12 protein-coding genes are annotated in these 14,456 nt (G+C 66.8%); 7 read left to right on the top strand and 5 right to left on the bottom strand.

Going from position 1 to position 14,456, the window contains the following annotated elements; genetic code table 11:
• Positions 1-43 precede the first annotated feature (43 nt).
• Complete coding sequence (locus EDF56_RS17625; RefSeq protein ID WP_132389865.1) at positions 44-355, bottom strand: DUF1244 domain-containing protein; 312 nt, start codon at positions 353-355, stop codon at positions 44-46.
• Positions 356-432: 77 nt separating this feature from the next.
• Between EDF56_RS17625 and pyk the strand changes: the two genes are divergently transcribed.
• Entirely contained in the window at positions 433-1,917 is a 1,485-nt protein-coding gene (gene pyk, locus EDF56_RS17620; protein ID WP_132389863.1) for a pyruvate kinase, read from the top strand.
• Positions 1,918-1,926: 9 nt separating this feature from the next.
• Entirely contained in the window at positions 1,927-2,556 is a 630-nt protein-coding gene (locus EDF56_RS17615; RefSeq protein ID WP_132389861.1) for a LysE family translocator, read from the top strand.
• 153 nt (positions 2,557-2,709) lie between these two features.
• Here the strand turns inward: EDF56_RS17615 and EDF56_RS17610 are convergent, their stop codons facing one another.
• The gene (locus EDF56_RS17610; RefSeq protein ID WP_132389859.1) at positions 2,710-3,372 is read right to left on the bottom strand and encodes a YggS family pyridoxal phosphate-dependent enzyme; all 663 of its coding nucleotides are present in this window, start codon (positions 3,370-3,372) and stop codon (positions 2,710-2,712) included.
• On the opposite strand from EDF56_RS17610, the gene EDF56_RS17605 reads away from it, so the two are divergent.
• The gene (locus tag EDF56_RS17605) at positions 3,371-3,943 is read left to right on the top strand and encodes a thiamine phosphate synthase (RefSeq protein WP_132389857.1); all 573 of its coding nucleotides are present in this window, start codon (positions 3,371-3,373) and stop codon (positions 3,941-3,943) included. The genes EDF56_RS17610 and EDF56_RS17605 overlap by 2 nt on opposite strands.
• A gap of 121 nt (positions 3,944-4,064) precedes the next feature.
• The gene (locus EDF56_RS17600; RefSeq protein WP_132389855.1) at positions 4,065-6,521 is read left to right on the top strand and encodes a DNA translocase FtsK; all 2,457 of its coding nucleotides are present in this window, start codon (positions 4,065-4,067) and stop codon (positions 6,519-6,521) included.
• A gap of 352 nt (positions 6,522-6,873) precedes the next feature.
• On the opposite strand, the gene EDF56_RS17595 is transcribed toward EDF56_RS17600, so the two are convergent.
• Positions 6,874-8,508, bottom strand: a complete 1,635-nt coding sequence (locus EDF56_RS17595) for a M20/M25/M40 family metallo-hydrolase (protein ID WP_132389853.1) — start codon at positions 8,506-8,508, stop codon at positions 6,874-6,876.
• Between the two features lie 235 nt (positions 8,509-8,743).
• Between EDF56_RS17595 and EDF56_RS17590 the strand changes: the two genes are divergently transcribed.
• Positions 8,744-10,498 (top strand): cation:proton antiporter, encoded by a 1,755-nt coding sequence (locus tag EDF56_RS17590; RefSeq protein ID WP_132389851.1) that lies wholly within the window; start codon positions 8,744-8,746, stop codon positions 10,496-10,498.
• Positions 10,499-10,547: 49 nt separating this feature from the next.
• Here EDF56_RS17590 and EDF56_RS17585 read toward each other — a convergent pair whose 3' ends face one another.
• A complete protein-coding gene (locus tag EDF56_RS17585) occupies positions 10,548-11,003 on the bottom strand; it encodes an Lrp/AsnC family transcriptional regulator (protein WP_132389849.1) in 456 nt (151 codons plus the stop codon).
• Between the two features lie 135 nt (positions 11,004-11,138).
• Here EDF56_RS17585 and ald point away from each other — a divergent pair, with 135 nt between their 5' ends.
• Entirely contained in the window at positions 11,139-12,254 is a 1,116-nt protein-coding gene (gene ald, locus EDF56_RS17580) for an alanine dehydrogenase (protein ID WP_132389847.1), read from the top strand.
• Between the two features lie 85 nt (positions 12,255-12,339).
• Positions 12,340-14,070, top strand: a complete 1,731-nt coding sequence (locus EDF56_RS17575) for a diguanylate cyclase (RefSeq protein WP_165912234.1) — start codon at positions 12,340-12,342, stop codon at positions 14,068-14,070.
• Here the strand turns inward: EDF56_RS17575 and EDF56_RS17570 are convergent.
• On the bottom strand, positions 14,057-14,455 hold the full coding sequence (locus EDF56_RS17570; protein ID WP_132389843.1) for a thioesterase family protein: 399 nt from the start codon (positions 14,453-14,455) through the stop codon (positions 14,057-14,059). The genes EDF56_RS17575 and EDF56_RS17570 overlap by 14 nt on opposite strands.
• Position 14,456: the final 1 nt, after the last annotated feature.

The following is a 14,456-nucleotide window of genomic DNA, read 5'->3' as shown; positions in this document are numbered from 1 at the left end:
CGCCGCCTGCTCCGATGTTGTCGGACTAGTCTCTACACCGATTTCAGTGCGATCCGCCGTTCTTCTTCAGGCTCTCTTCCATCCGCGCGAGCTGCTCGGGCGTCGCTTCGGACTGATAGGCGGCTTTCCATTCGTCGAACGGCATGCCGTGGATCACTTCGCGCGCCGCCGCCTTGTCGCCCGGGAAGCCGGCGTCGCGGATCCAGTCGGCCAGGCAATTGCGGCAGAATCCAGCCAATCCCATCAGATCGACGTTCTCGGCATCGTGGCGCGTCTGCAAGTGCCTGACCAGGCGGCGGAAGGCCGCTGCCGCCACGGCGTCATCAAGATCGTCTATAGAGTTGTTTTCGTGCATGGCGCGTCGCTTGGTCCTTGGTTTGTCAGACAGGCTTTGCCATAGGTCGCACCAATACAGGAAGAGGCACACTGACCTTGGCAACCACTCCCCCGTTTCGCCGTTCGCCCCATCATCGCGGCATCAAGCGCCAGCGCAAGGTCAAGATCCTTGCCACGCTGGGCCCCGCCAGCCGCGACAAGGAGACCATCGCCAAGCTGCTCAAGGCCGGTGCCGACGCGTTCCGCGTCAACATGAGCCATGGCGACCATGACACCCACCGCGAGACGATCGCCAATATCCGCTGGGTCGAGAAGGACCTGATGCGGCCGGTGGCGATCCTGTGCGACCTGCAAGGCCCCAAGCTGCGCGTCGGCACGTTTGCGGAAGGCAAAGTGTTCCTGCGCCACGGCGCCCACTTCACGCTGGACCGCGATCCCACGCCGGGTGACGAAAACCGCGTCTGCCTGCCGCATCCCGAACTGTTCGGCATTCTCGAAAAGGGCCAGCGCCTGCTGATCGACGATGGCAAGCTGCGCCTTGTCGTCATCAAGCCCGAAGCCGATTCGATCCTCTGCACCGCCGAAGTCGGCGGCATGATTTCGGACCGCAAGGGCGTGAACGTGCCCGATACCATCGTGCCGGTGCCCGCGCTGACCGACAAGGATCGCCGCGACCTTTCCTTCGCGGTGGAACAGGGCGCCGACTGGATCGGCCTCTCCTTCGTCCAGCGTCCCGAGGACGTGGCCGAAGCGCGCCGCCTGATCGGCGGCCACTGCGCGCTGATGTCGAAGATCGAGAAGCCCGCCGCGGTCCAGTCGATCGACGGCATCATCGAACTGTCGGACGGCATCATGGTCGCCCGCGGCGATCTCGGCGTCGAACTGCTGCCCGAGGAAGTGCCGCCGATCCAGAAGCACATCATCGCCAAGACCCGCGCGGTCGGCAAGCCGGTGGTGGTGGCCACGCAGATGCTGGAATCGATGATCACCAGCCCCTCGCCCACCCGCGCCGAAGTGTCCGATGTGGCCAATGCGGTCTACGACGGCGCCGATACGGTCATGCTCTCGGCCGAGACGGCGGCGGGCCAGTGGCCGGTCGAGGCCGTGACGATCATGGACCGCATCGCCGTTACGGTGGAAGCCGATTCCACCTATCGCGAACGCATCCACCTTGCCCAGACCCCGCCCGACGCGACCACGGCGGACGCGCTTTCGGCCTCTTGCGCAACGATTGCCGATACCCTGCCGATCGAGGGCATCATCGTCTTCACCGGTTCGGGCGGTTCCGCCCGCCGCGTGGCGCGCGAGCGTCCCGCCGCGCCGATGCTGGTGCTGACGCCTTCGCCCAAGACCGCGCGCCGCCTTGCCCTGCTGTGGGGCGCGCATGCCGTCACCACCAAGGACATCGGCAGCTTCGAGGAGATGATCGCCAAGGGCAAGCGCATGGCGCTGCGCCACGGCTTCGGCGCCGCCGGCACCCGCCTTGTCGCGCTGGCCGGCGTGCCGTTCGGCGTGCCCGGCTCCACCAACCTGCTCCATGTCGTCACCCTGACCGGCAACGAGCTGGACACGCCCAACTAAGGAACCTCGATGGCGCTTCACACCCTCTGGATCTACGCGGTCGCGGTCTTCCTGCTGAGCGCGACGCCGGGCCCGAACATGCTCCACGTGCTTTCGCGCAGCGTGGAACTGGGCGTGAAGCGCACCATCGCAACAATGGCGGGCTGCCTGCTGGGTCTCGTTACCCTGCTGACAGCCTCCGCCGTCGGCCTTGGCGCGCTGCTTCATGCGCTGCCGGGCACGTTTACGGCTTTGCGCCTTGTCGGTGCCGGTTATCTGCTGTTCCTTGCCGTCAAGGCATGGCGCGCGCCGGTTTCCGAAGATGACGACGTTGCCCAGACGGTGCGGCCGGAGGTTTCATGGCTGGCGCTGCTGCGCGGCGGCTATGCGATCTCGATCAGCAATCCCAAGGCCATCGTCTTCGCGGCGGCCTTCCTGCCGCAGTTCATCGACCCGGCCCGCCCGCAGGCGACGCAGTTCGCCATTCTGGTGGCCGTCTTCGCGGTGATCGAGGCGTTCTGGTACTCGGTTTACGCGTTCAGCGGCCGTGCGCTGTCCCACCACCTCGGCCGTGCAGGCGTGAAGCGCGCTTTCAACCGGCTGACCGGCGGGTTGTTCGCAGGCTTCGGGCTGTCGCTGCTGGCGTTTCGGATGGCTTGATTGGCCCACAGCCCTCCCCTGCAAGGGGAGGGGGACCGCCCGAAGGGTGGTGGAGGGGTGTCAGCCTCTCGGTCGAACACCAAGGAACCGGTTACACCCCTCCGTCAGCACTTCGTGCTGCCACCTCCCCTTGCAGGGGAGGAAAATAGAAGTTCAGCCCCGCGCCCCAAACAGCGCACTGCCCACACGCACATGCGTCGCGCCGAGCATGATCGCGGTCTCGAAGTCCTCGCTCATCCCCATCGACAGGCCGGAAACGCCATTATCCCGGCCGATCTTGGCGAGCAGCGCAAAGAACGGCGCCGCCTCGATCCCGGCCGGCGGCACGCACATCAGACCGGCAAGCGGGATCTGCGCCTCGCGCGCCAAAGCCAGCAGGGCAGGCACTTCGGCAATCGGGCAGCCGCCCTTCTGCTCTTCCGCGCCGATATTCACCTGCACGAAGCAGGGAACCTGACGCCCGGACTTGTCCATCGCCTTGCCCAGCGCCGAGACCAGCGAAGGCCGGTCGAGCGAGTGAATGCAATCGAACAGCGCCACGGCCTCATCCGCCTTGTTCGACTGAAGCTGGCCGACAAGGTGAAGCGCGATATCGGGATGCGCCGCGCGCAGTTCCGGCCACTTGGCCTCGGCTTCCTGCACGCGGTTCTCGCCGAACACGCGCTGGCCCTCGGCAATAAGCGGCAGAATGGCTTCGGCCGGATGGGTCTTGGAAATGGCGACGAGTTCGATGGCCTCAGGCTGGCGGCCGGCGATGCCGGCGGCATGAGCGATCTGGGCGCGAACGGCCTGAAGAGGAGAAGCTGGCTGATCCATGGCGCGCTGCTATAGCGTCCCCGTGCCGAACCGCCAGCCACCACATCCAGACTTTTGGCCCGACATCTGGCTCATCAGCGACGCCCGGAACGACGCGGCGCTGGAAAAAGCGCTCGCGCGGCTGCCGCGCGGATCGGGGCTGGTATTCCGGCACTACCACCTGCCGCCCGCCGAACGCCGTGCCCGTTTCGAGGCGCTCCGGCGCGCGGCGCGCCGCTTCGGCCACTGGATCGTGCTGTCAGGCACGCCCCGCGAGGCCCGACAATGGCGCGCCGACGGCGTCTACGGCGCCCAGGAGCGGCTGGCGAGCGGCCCCGCGACGCTGCGGCTCGTCACGGTCCATTCGCTGCACGAACTCGCCAAAGCCCACCGCGCAAGGGCGGACATCGTGCTGATTTCGCCGGTTTTCACCACCCGCTCGCACCCCGGCGCAGCGACCCTCGGCCCCACGCGGTTCCACTTGCTCGCCGCCCATGCGCGGGTCCCAGTCATCGCGCTTGGCGGCATGACGTCACGCCGTGCCCGCACCCTGCCCAACCGCAAATGGGCCGCCATCGCCGCGTTCGGCTAGGCGCCATCATCCCCCGCCCGGGCGCGCAAAAGCAAACACCCACAGGCTTGTTCCCGGTCCATTCTTGACGGCGAGTCCCCCGCCGACGCAATATTGCGGGCCGAAATCAAGGGAAATTCCAATGGCGACACGGCCCATCGCACCCGGACGGCGAATCGCCAAACCGGACTGGCGCGCAGTGCTCAAGCGGTCTCTGCGCCGTGCGACCGAACTGGGCGGCGCACTGCTGCTCTTCGCGGCGATGGTGTTCCTTGCCGTGGCGCTGCTGAGCTACCACCAGACCGACCCCTCCGCCTCCACCGCCGCCGGCGGCCCGGCAGAGAACTGGGCGGGCCCGGCGGGCGCCTGGGTGGCGGAGCGCGTGCTGCTGCTGTTCGGCCCGGTTTCGGCGTTGTTCGTGCCGCTGCTCTACGTCTTCGCGCGCAAGCTCTGGCTGCTGGTGGAAGAGGAAGACAGCGAGGTCGAGCATTCGAATCAGCGCTGGTGGCGCCCGGTCTTCGTGCTGGCGCTGGCCATGATGCTGATCGCCACGGTGCTGAGCCTTGCCTTCCCGCAAGCCGGCGCGACCTCTTCGGTGCTGGGCCTGACCTTCGTCCAGCCGGGCGGCACCCTGCCCGCATCGATGGGCGGGATTTCCGGCCTGCTCGGGGCCTGGGCGATCACCTCGCTGGCCGCGCTGCTGCCGGGCATGTTCGCCGGATGGCTGACTTTCGCGATCGCCGTGGTCTGCCTTGGCGCCGGGCTGATGCTCGCGGGCAGCGTCTTCGCCTGGGACTGGGGCCGCCTGCTCACCCTGCCCGGCCGCATCGGCCGCCTGCCCGCGCGGGACGAGGTATCGCCGCGCAGCGCCGAAACGGAAAAGGTCCGCGAGAAGTCGCGCGAAAAGGCCCCGAAAGCGCAGTCTGCCCCGTTCATGGACGATGATTTCGGCGATGAGCCAGCCGCAGCGGGCGCCCGCGAACCGGCCGCCAAGCCGCGCAAGGCGCCCGAGATCAGCGATCCCAAGGCCCCCGCCTCGCCCGCGCAGCTCAACATCGGCAATCGCCAGAAGGACATGTTCGACAAGTTCGCGCTGCCCGGCCTTGAACTGCTCAACGATCCGCTGCCGAACTCGCAGCCCAAGATCGACAAGCTCAGCCTCGAACGCAACGCGCGCCTGCTGGAAACCGTGCTCGACGACTTCAATGTGAAGGGCGAGATTACCGCGGTGCGCACCGGCCCGGTCGTCACCATGTACGAACTGGAGCCCGCGCCCGGCATCAAGGCCAGCCGCGTGATCGGTCTGGCCGACGATATCGCCCGCAACATGTCCGCGATCTCGGCCCGCGTCTCGTCGATCCCCGGCCGCACCGTCATGGGCATCGAACTGCCGAACGCGGACCGCCAGATGGTCTCGTTCAAGGAAATGGTCGCCTCCGAGGCCTTCGCCAATCACAAGGGCATGCTGCCGATCATCCTCGGCAAGGACATCGCCGGCGAGCCAGTGGTGGCGGACCTTGCAACGATGCCGCACTTGCTGGTCGCCGGTACCACGGGCTCCGGTAAGTCGGTCGGCCTCAACACCATCCTGCTCTCGCTGCTCTACCGCCTGACGCCGGCGCAGTGCCGTCTGATCCTGGTCGATCCCAAGGTGCTGGAACTCAAGAGCTACGACGACATTCCGCACTTGCTCTCGCCAGTGGTGACCGAGCCGCCCAAGGCCGTGCGCGCGCTCAAGTGGGCGGTCGAGGAAATGGAGCGCCGCTATCGCCAGATGAGCGAGATCAGCGTCCGCAACCTCGCCAGCTTCAACGAGAAGGTCCGCGCCGCCGCCGCCAAGGGCAAGCCGCTCGGCCGCCGCATCCAGATCGGCTTCGACCCGGAGACGGGCGAGGAACTCTACGAAGACCGCCAGCTCGATTACGAGACGCTGCCGCAGATCGTCCTCATCGTCGACGAATTGGCCGACCTCATGGTCACCGTCGGCAAGGAAATCGAAGTGCTGATCCAGCGCCTCTCGCAAAAGAGCCGCGCGGCGGGCATCCACCTGATCATGGCGACGCAGCGCCCCTCGGTCGACGTCATCACCGGCGTCATCAAGGCCAACCTGCCTACCCGCGTGTCCTTCGCCGTCACCAGCCGCATCGACAGCCGCACCATCCTGGGCGAACAGGGCGCCGAGCAGCTGCTGGGCAAGGGCGACATGCTCTACAAGCCCAGCTCCGACCCGGTGAAGCGCGTCCACGGCCCCTTCGTGTCGGACGAGGAAGTCGAGCATGTCGCCGATCACTGGCGCGCGCAGGGCAAGCCCGACTACGTCGATGCCGTCACCAACGAGCCGGAAGAAGGCTCGTTCGGCTTCGACGACCTCGACGCCACTGCCTCCGACGCGCCGGAAGAGCGCAAGTACCGTCAGGTGTGCCAGCTGGTGTTCGAGAACCAGAAGGTCTCCGTCTCGTGGCTGCAGCGCCAGATGGGTGTGGGCTACAACACCGCCGCCAAATGGGTGGAGCGCATGGAGCAGGACGGCTACGTCGGCCCGGCGAACCATGTCGGGCGGCGCGATATCTATCGGGATGAGAACGGCAGCCCGCTTTAACGCGGGTTGTGGCGGGAGCGTTTAGGCCTCCCGCCCTTCATCGCCGTTTGCGCGAGAGCACCCCGTCATCCCCGCGAAGGCGGGGATCCCGCTTCTTCTTTTTCAGCACGCGGAGGCGCAGAGGGAACGGCGGATGACCGCACGGTCTCTCGGCGCCTCCGCGTCTCTGCGTGAACTCAAGAAAAGCGGGGCCCCCGCCTTCGCGGGGGCGACGGGATTTTTATCCGTGGGGATTGCCCGTCGGACCGAAGTTTGAATGGGCGGCGAAGGGGTATCCACTCTGGCGCGGACACCCCTTCGTCAGTCCTGCGGACTGCCACCTCCCCTTGCAGGGGAGGAAGCCCCAGCCCCCTTACTGCGCGTTGGGATCCTTCACCACGAACGGATCGGGCTTGCTAGGCCGCGTCGGCAGCGGCGGACGGGGCAGTTCGGTATCCGAATTCGCCGCCTGCCAGAGCATGCCCGCCATGATCGTCGCCGCCTGACGGATATCGTCGGCCTTCATGTGATCAACCGTGTCGATGCTCGAATGGTGGACGCGGCTGCCGTAGTCGAGCGGATCCTGAAGGAACTGGTACGCGGGCAGCCCGATCGCCTGCATGTACTGGTGATCGGTGCCCCCGGTCCGCCCGGCGACGACGCTGTCTGCGCCCATCGAGGCGAAGGGCTTCAGCCACTTCTGGAGCGTCGGGATCGCGGCGATATTGCCCTCGCCATAGATGCCCCGGATCTTGCCCGAGCCGTTGTCGAGGTTGAAATAGGCCTTCATTTCCGAATAGCCGGGCTTGGTCGCGATCGGCCAGGCCGTGGTCCAGCGCTGCATGCGCTCCAGACCCAGGACGTTGGGATCGAGCCCGCGCGTCGCCATGTGCTGTTCGATATAGGCGATCGAGCCGAGCAGGCCCTGCTCCTCGCCTGTCCACAGCGCGAAGCGGATGGTGCGGCGGGGCTTGGGCATCTTGGCCAGGATACGCGCCGCCTCCATCACCACGACAGTACCCGCGCCGTTGTCGCTGGCGCCGTCACCGGCGATCCAGCTATCGAAGTGGCCACCCGCCATGACGTAGCCCGCCTTGGGATCGCGGCCGGGAATGTCGGCGATCACGTTGGCATCGTCGAGGTTGCTGCGGTCGAACCGCGCGGCGATCGCCATTTCCATCGTGGGTGCCGTCCCGGTCCCTTGGCCGGTCACTTCCAGCCTTGCGAGACGGCGATAGTCCTCGGCCGCCAGCTCCATGAAGGGCAGCGCCAGCCCGTGATCGGGCGCCAGGTTATAGCCTTCGCCGTGGACCAGCCCGCCATCGCGCACGCTCATGCGCACCATGCCCACCGCGCCTTCGGACTTGAGGAATTCCGACAGTTCGCCCGCGAACATCACGCGCTTGATGAAGCGGGCGTCATCCTCGTCCTCACCCGTCGGCAGGTCGAAGTGGTCGTTCTTGGCGATATCGCCGGCCTCAAGGCGGCGGAAGGCAGGCTTGTCGGGCTCGCTGCCGGTTCCGGGCAGACTGACCATGACGATCTTGCCCGCCAGCTTGCCGCGCCATGCGTCGAAGTTCTCCTTGCGCGTCATCGGCGCGAGGATCACCGGCGCGCGCAGCGTGCCGGCGGTGGCGGGAGACCACGCCACGGGGATCGCCCGCATCACCAGAGGACGCGGCGAAACCATCGCTGCCGACCACGAATCGAGGTTCCAGCCCATGCCGAAGCGGTAAGGCTCCTTGTGGACGTTGGAGAGGCCATAAGCGGCGAACTTGGCCACGGCCCAGTCCCGCGCGCGCTCGATGTTCTCCGAATGGGTGAGGCGCGGGCCGATGCCGTCCATCAGTTCGGAGGCACTCGCCATCGCCTGACTGTGGCTCAGCCCCTCGTCGATGACCTTGTCGATCTGTGCCGAGGCCTGAGCCTCGCCGGACTGTGCGCCCGCCGTGGACAGCGGTGCCGTCACCAGAGCCATGGCGGCCCCGGCCAGTAGAAGTGCTCGCATCGGATATGCCCCTTTGAATGCGCCCGACCGCTCGATGGCCCTTCGTTCGGCCCGGCAGTCTTGATTCCCGACGAAAAGCGGGATTGCCGCGCAAGGTCAAGCAGGGACATACGAGCGGCGACGGCCGCGAAGCCAGCCTTGGTATTTGCGGCGGAAACCCCTAACCTGCGGCCGGGCCGGATCACGCCGTGCCCCCCCATTGCCGATACAGCGTGCCTGCCCCCGAAAGGACCCGATGCAAGATCATTCCCAGGCATTCCTGCTGCGCGACGGCTTTCTGCTGCTCGGCACCGCGCTTGCCTTCGTCCTGCTGTTCCGCCGCCTCGGCCTGGGTGCCACGCTGGGTTACCTGCTGGCGGGCGCTGTCCTTGGGCCTTTCATCCTCAATCTGGTCGGCGATCCCGAGAACAAGCTGGGCATCGCCGAACTGGGCATCACGTTCCTGCTGTTCATCGTCGGCCTCGAACTCGCGCCCCGGCGGCTCTGGCGGCTGCGGAACGAGATCTTCGGGCTCGGCCTGCTGCAAGTGGCGCTCTGCGGGCTGGCGATCTCGGCGGTGATCTATTTCTGCACCGGCTTCAGTGTCGCGGCCTCGCTGGCGCTGGGCCTGCCGCTGGGCCTGTCCTCCACTGCGCAGGTGCTGCCGCTGCTGCAAAGCCAGGGCCGCCTGCATACGCCCTTCGGTGAGCGGTCCTTCGCGATCCTGCTGTTCCAGGACCTCTCGATCATCCCGCTGATCACGATCACGGCGGCCATGAACCGCAACCCGAACCTGCCCGCGGGCACGCCGGGCTGGGAACTGGCACTCATCACGCTGGCGGCCATCGCCGGACTGATCGCCGCCGGACGCTTCGTGATCCGCCCGCTGTTCCGCCTGATCGGCAATCTGGGCGAGCGCGAGATGTTCGTCTTCGCCGCGCTGTTCACGGTGATCGCCTCGGCCGCGCTGATGCAGGCGCTGGGCCTCTCGACCGCGCTGGGCGCTTTCGTCGCCGGCGTCATGCTGGCCGATACGCCCTACCGCCACGAGCTGGAGGCCGATGTCGAGCCGTTCCGCACGCTGCTACTGGGCCTATTCTTCATGTCCGTGGGCATGATGCTGGACCTTTCCGCCATCGCCGAAAGGCCGCTGTTCGTCGCCACCATGGCCTTGGCGCTGATCGCGGTGAAGAGCGGAGTGATCTTCCTGATCGCTCTGGCCTTCCGGATGAACTGGCGCAGCGCGCTGGCACTGGGCCTCCTGCTCAGCCAGGGCGGTGAATTCGGCTTCGTGCTCTTCGCGCAGGCCAAGGATGCGTGGCTGATCGACCCCAGCGCCGCCAGCCTGTTCAGCGCGATCATCACGCTTTCGATGGTCACCACCCCGTTCCTGATGATGGCCACCGCGCGCATCCGCGAGATGCCTACCAGCAAGGAAACCCGCGAAGGCCCGCGCCTGGACGGCGCCAGCACGCTCGTCGTCGGCTATGGCCGCTTCGGGCAGACCGTGGCGCAAGTGCTGATCGCCGCCGAGATCGCCGTCACTCTGATCGATACCGATATCGAGATGATCGACGTGGCCAGCGGCTTCGGCGCCAAAGTCTGGTTCGGTGACGGCACGCGTATCGACCTGCTGCGGCAGGCGGGCGCGGGCGAGGCGCAGATGCTGGTGTTCTGCATTGATGGCGACCAGCTTACCGAAAGCTTCCTGCTGGGCGTGCACGAGGCGTTCCCCAATGCCCGCATCATGGCCCGCGTCTTCGACCGGCGCACGATGATCCGGCTGATGGATGCCCCGGTCACCTTCATGGTGCGCGAAGTGATGGAATCGGCCGTCTTGATGGCGCGCGAGGCTCTGGAAGACCTCGGCCTATCGGGCGAGCAGATCGACAATGCCGAAAGCATGTACCGCGCCAGCGACAAGGAACGGCTGTCGATCCAGTACGAAACGGGCGATATCCGCGCGGCACGGGATCGGATCATCACGCAGGATCTGCGGGATGCGCATTGAGGCGATGCGCTAGGCGGGTTCCTCCCCTGCGTAAGGGGAGGAACCAGCCTCAAGGCACTGCATACCCCTCGAACCGCTTGATCCGCCGCAGCGAAAAGCTCGTCCGCATCGACGAAACCCCCGGCAACCGCGCCAGACAATTGCGGTGGATCCGGTCGTAATGATCGAGATCCACGGCCGCCACGCGTAGCTGGTAATCCGCCGCGCCCGACATCAGGTGGCATTCGAGGATGTCGTCGAAATCGCCCACCGCGCGTTCGAAGCGTTCCATGGCTTCCCGGCTCTGGCTGGTCAGCGTGATCTCCACGAAGACTTCCACCGAGAGCCCCAGCCGCCGGGGATCGACGCGTGCCGCATAGCCAAGGATCATCCCCTGCTCCTCCAGCACCCGGATCCGGCGGTGGCAGGCGGAGGACGAGAGATTCACCAGCACGGCCAGATCCGCGATCGAGCGGGAGGAGTCAGCCTGCAACGCTTCAAGGAGTGCGCGGTCTGCCCGGTCCATGGGAAAATCTCTTGTCGTTTGTTTCAAGAGAGGGAAATATTCCTGTTCTCGCTTGAAGCAAAGCCCAATTCGGTGAAACTTTGCGCGGAGGCGGGTGTATTTCGGTCGGCAGGAAAGTTTTGCGGAGTCGAAATCATGCGCGTCGGTACCGTCCGGGAAATCAAGAATCACGAATATCGCGTCGGCCTCACGCCGGAGAGCGTGTGCGAACTGGTCGCCCATGGCCACGAGGTCTGGGTCGAACAGGGCGCCGGCCTTGGCATCGGCGCCAGCGATGAGGCCTATGCCCGGCAGGGTGCGAAGCTCGTCGCCACGGCCCGCGAGGTCTTCGAAGGCTGCGAGATGATCGTGAAGGTCAAGGAGCCGCAGGCCGCCGAGCGCGCCATGCTGCGCGAAGGCCAGATCCTCTATACCTACCTGCACCTCGCGCCCGATCCGGAGCAGACGGCGGACCTCGTGAAGTCCGGCGTCACCGCCATCGCCTATGAGACGGTGACCGGCCCCGGCGGCCAGTTGCCGCTGCTCAAGCCGATGAGCCAGGTGGCGGGCCGCATGTCGATCCAGGCGGGTGCGACCGCGCTGGAGAAGGCCCACGGCGGGCGCGGCGTGCTGTTGGGCGGCGTGCCGGGCGTGATGCCGGGCAAAGTCGCGGTGATCGGCGGCGGCGTGGTCGGCTTCAATGCCGCGCAGATGGCGGTCGGCCTCGGCGCCGACGTGACCATTCTGGACCGCAGCCCCGACGTGCTCGAACGTCTGGGCATCTACTTCGAAGCACGCGCCAAGACGCGCTTCTCCAGCACCGCCAACTTGGCCGAGAGCGTGGCCGATGCGGATCTGGTGATCGGCGCGGTGCTGATCCCGGGCGCCGCCGCGCCCAAGCTGGTATCGCGCGCGATGCTCTCCACCATGAAGCCCGGCGCGGTGCTGGTGGACGTGGCCATCGACCAGGGCGGCTGCTTCGAGACCAGCCACCCCACCACCCATGCCGAGCCTACGTTCGTGGTGGACGGGATCGTTCACTACTGCGTCGCCAACATGCCCGGCGCGGTGGCCCGCACCAGCACTTACGCGCTGAACAACGTAACGCTGCCGCATGCGCTGGCGATCGCCAACCTTGGCTGGAAGGCCGCACTCAAGGCCGATCCGCACCTTGCCGAGGGCCTGAACGTCCATGCCGGCAAAGTCACCTTCGAAGCCGTGGCCAGCGAACTCGGCTACGAATATGTGCCCACAGCAAGTCTGCTCGGGTAATTTTTGCCTACCTGTTAACCACATTTTGAGCGCCGTGCTCTACAGGGCGAATATGTTCTGGCGGGCACGGCACTTTCTCATCGGCTTGGCGGCGGCGATCTTCGCGCTGCTTGCGGTCGCTGCTCCAGCCGACGCGTCTGCCGGGGTTTCTGGCGGCACCACTTTCGCCCCCGGCTCGGTCTGCACCACACTGGCCCCGGAATCCGCGTCCGGAGCCGCGCTGGCCCGCGATCCCGCGCGGTGGGACTGCCGGCGCAGCGCCTGGCCGATAGACGGCAGCCAGGCCAGTTTCGTGCGGCTCGACATGGCGGGCAGCACCCCGGTCCCCGGCGAAGTGCTGATCACGCGCCTCACCCGATTCGCCGCCATGCGGCTGACCGTGATCGGCACCGACGGCAGTAGCGTCACGCGTGAGATCCGGCCCGAGGACCTCAGCTTCTCCTCCACCTCGTGGACGATGCGCATGCCGCTTCCCCGCCTTTCCGGCGCGAGCCACAAGCCGGTGGCCGCCTATGTCCTTGAAGTGACCGGCCCGCGCCACAAGGGCCTGCTCTCCGACGCGCGGATCATGCCGCCCCCCAGCGAGGCGGCGGTGAGCCGGGACGAACTGGTGCTGGCCGCGCTCTGCGGCCTGATGTTCATGCCGCTGGCGCTCAATTTCGCGATCTACCGCGTGCTGCGCCAGCCTTTCGCGCTGTGGCACGCGCTCGGCGTCTTCGCGATGCTGCTTCAGACGGCGGTCGCCAGCGGCATCGTCAACCGCTTCGCGTCGCTGTCGCTCAACCAGCTCTGCCTGTTGTCCTCGCTGAGCTGGAGCCTGATTATCATCGGCGGCGCCCGCTTCTTCGACAACCTGCTGGAACCCGGCATGCTGGGCAAGCGGCAGAAAATGCTGCTGACGGCGACGATCCCCTGGGTGCTGTTCTGGGCGGTCTACTACAATGTCGCCAGCGGCGTGCTGCTGCCCAGCGTCGCCACGGTCTACTACGCCTCGTTCCTGCCCTTCATCTTCCTGCTCGGCTGGACGATGGCGACGGCGGCCTTGCGCGGCAGCCGCACGGTCTGGTTCCAGATCGTCGGCTGGGCGCCGCTTATGACGATGGGCGTGGTGCGCATCACCTCTATGCTGGGCGCGACCAATACGCCGATGGGGCTGATGGGCATCCAGCACTTCTCCATCGCGTTCGAAGTGCTCGTCACCACGCTGGGCGCGGCGGACCGCTTCATGGCGATCAAGGACCAGCGCGACCGCGCCATCACCCAGGCCCGCATCCTCGAAAGCCTGGCCGAGCGCGATCCGCTGACCGGGCTCTACAACCGTCGCGGGTTCGAGGAGCGCTATACCCGCCTCGTGCTCGACGGGTTCGATACCATGGCGGTGCTGGACCTCGACCATTTCAAGCAGATCAACGACACGCGCGGCCATGCCACCGGCGATACCGTGCTGCGCGCGGTGGCGGTCGCACTGATGCCCGACGAGGATACCGTGGCGGTCCGTCTCGGCGGCGAGGAATTCCTGCTGCTGCTGCGCGGCCGCAACGGGGCCGAGCGGGCGGAGCGGCGGCGGCAGGCGATCCCGACCCGGATCGCTGCCGAAGTGCCGATGCTGGACCGGCCGGTCACCGCCAGCATGGGCATGGTCACCGCCGCGCCGCCGATGCGCTTCACCGATCTTTACCGCACTTGCGACCGCCTGCTTTACGAAGCCAAGGCGGCCGGGCGGAACCGCACCGAGAGCACCACGTTCGCGGCGCCTGCTTCGCTTGCGTCAGATCCCGAGCCGGCCCCGGATCCCACGGTCGTCAACCTGCACTGAAGCGCACGGCGACTTCCGGCGGGACGCGCATGATCCGCCCGGTTTGCCTGTCGATCATCGCCCAGGTCGTTTTCGCCGCAACGATCACCTTGCCGGCACCGTTGCGAAACTCGACACGCCGGTCGAACCGCGCGCCGGTGGGCCCTTCGGGAATGAAAGTCTCCGCCGTGACCGTCTCACCCTCGGCGATATTGCCGCGATAGTCGATCTCGTGCCGGGTCACGACCCAGACGTAGCGTTCGACCTGCTCGGGCGTGGCATCGGCCTCCCAGTGGGCGACGGCGATGGCCTCCATCCACTGCACCCAGACCGCATTGTTGACGTGGCCCATGACGTCGATGTCATGGGCCCGCGCCGTAAAGGTGGTCGAGAACCGGTCGCTCAAG

The sequence above is a fragment of the Novosphingobium sp. PhB165 genome (assembly GCF_004341845.1).
GTDB lineage: Bacteria > Pseudomonadota > Alphaproteobacteria > Sphingomonadales > Sphingomonadaceae > Novosphingobium.
The sequence above is the reverse complement of the archived record's forward strand: the minus strand, read 5'-3'. Positions and strand labels throughout refer to the sequence as shown.

Coding starts and splice junctions, on each gene's coding strand:
- EDF56_RS17625 (WP_132389865.1), bottom strand. CDS start 355: ATGCACGAAAACAACTCTATAGACGATCTTGATGACGCCGTGGCGGCA.
- EDF56_RS17615 (WP_132389861.1), top strand. CDS start 1,927: ATGGCGCTTCACACCCTCTGGATCTACGCGGTCGCGGTCTTCCTGCTG.
- EDF56_RS17605 (WP_132389857.1), top strand. CDS start 3,371: ATGGCGCGCTGCTATAGCGTCCCCGTGCCGAACCGCCAGCCACCACAT.
- EDF56_RS17610 (WP_132389859.1), bottom strand. CDS start 3,372: ATGGATCAGCCAGCTTCTCCTCTTCAGGCCGTTCGCGCCCAGATCGCT.
- EDF56_RS17600 (WP_132389855.1), top strand. CDS start 4,065: ATGGCGACACGGCCCATCGCACCCGGACGGCGAATCGCCAAACCGGAC.
- EDF56_RS17595 (WP_132389853.1), bottom strand. CDS start 8,508: ATGCGAGCACTTCTACTGGCCGGGGCCGCCATGGCTCTGGTGACGGCA.
- EDF56_RS17590 (WP_132389851.1), top strand. CDS start 8,744: ATGCAAGATCATTCCCAGGCATTCCTGCTGCGCGACGGCTTTCTGCTG.
- EDF56_RS17585 (WP_132389849.1), bottom strand. CDS start 11,003: ATGGACCGGGCAGACCGCGCACTCCTTGAAGCGTTGCAGGCTGACTCC.
- ald (WP_132389847.1), top strand. CDS start 11,139: ATGCGCGTCGGTACCGTCCGGGAAATCAAGAATCACGAATATCGCGTC.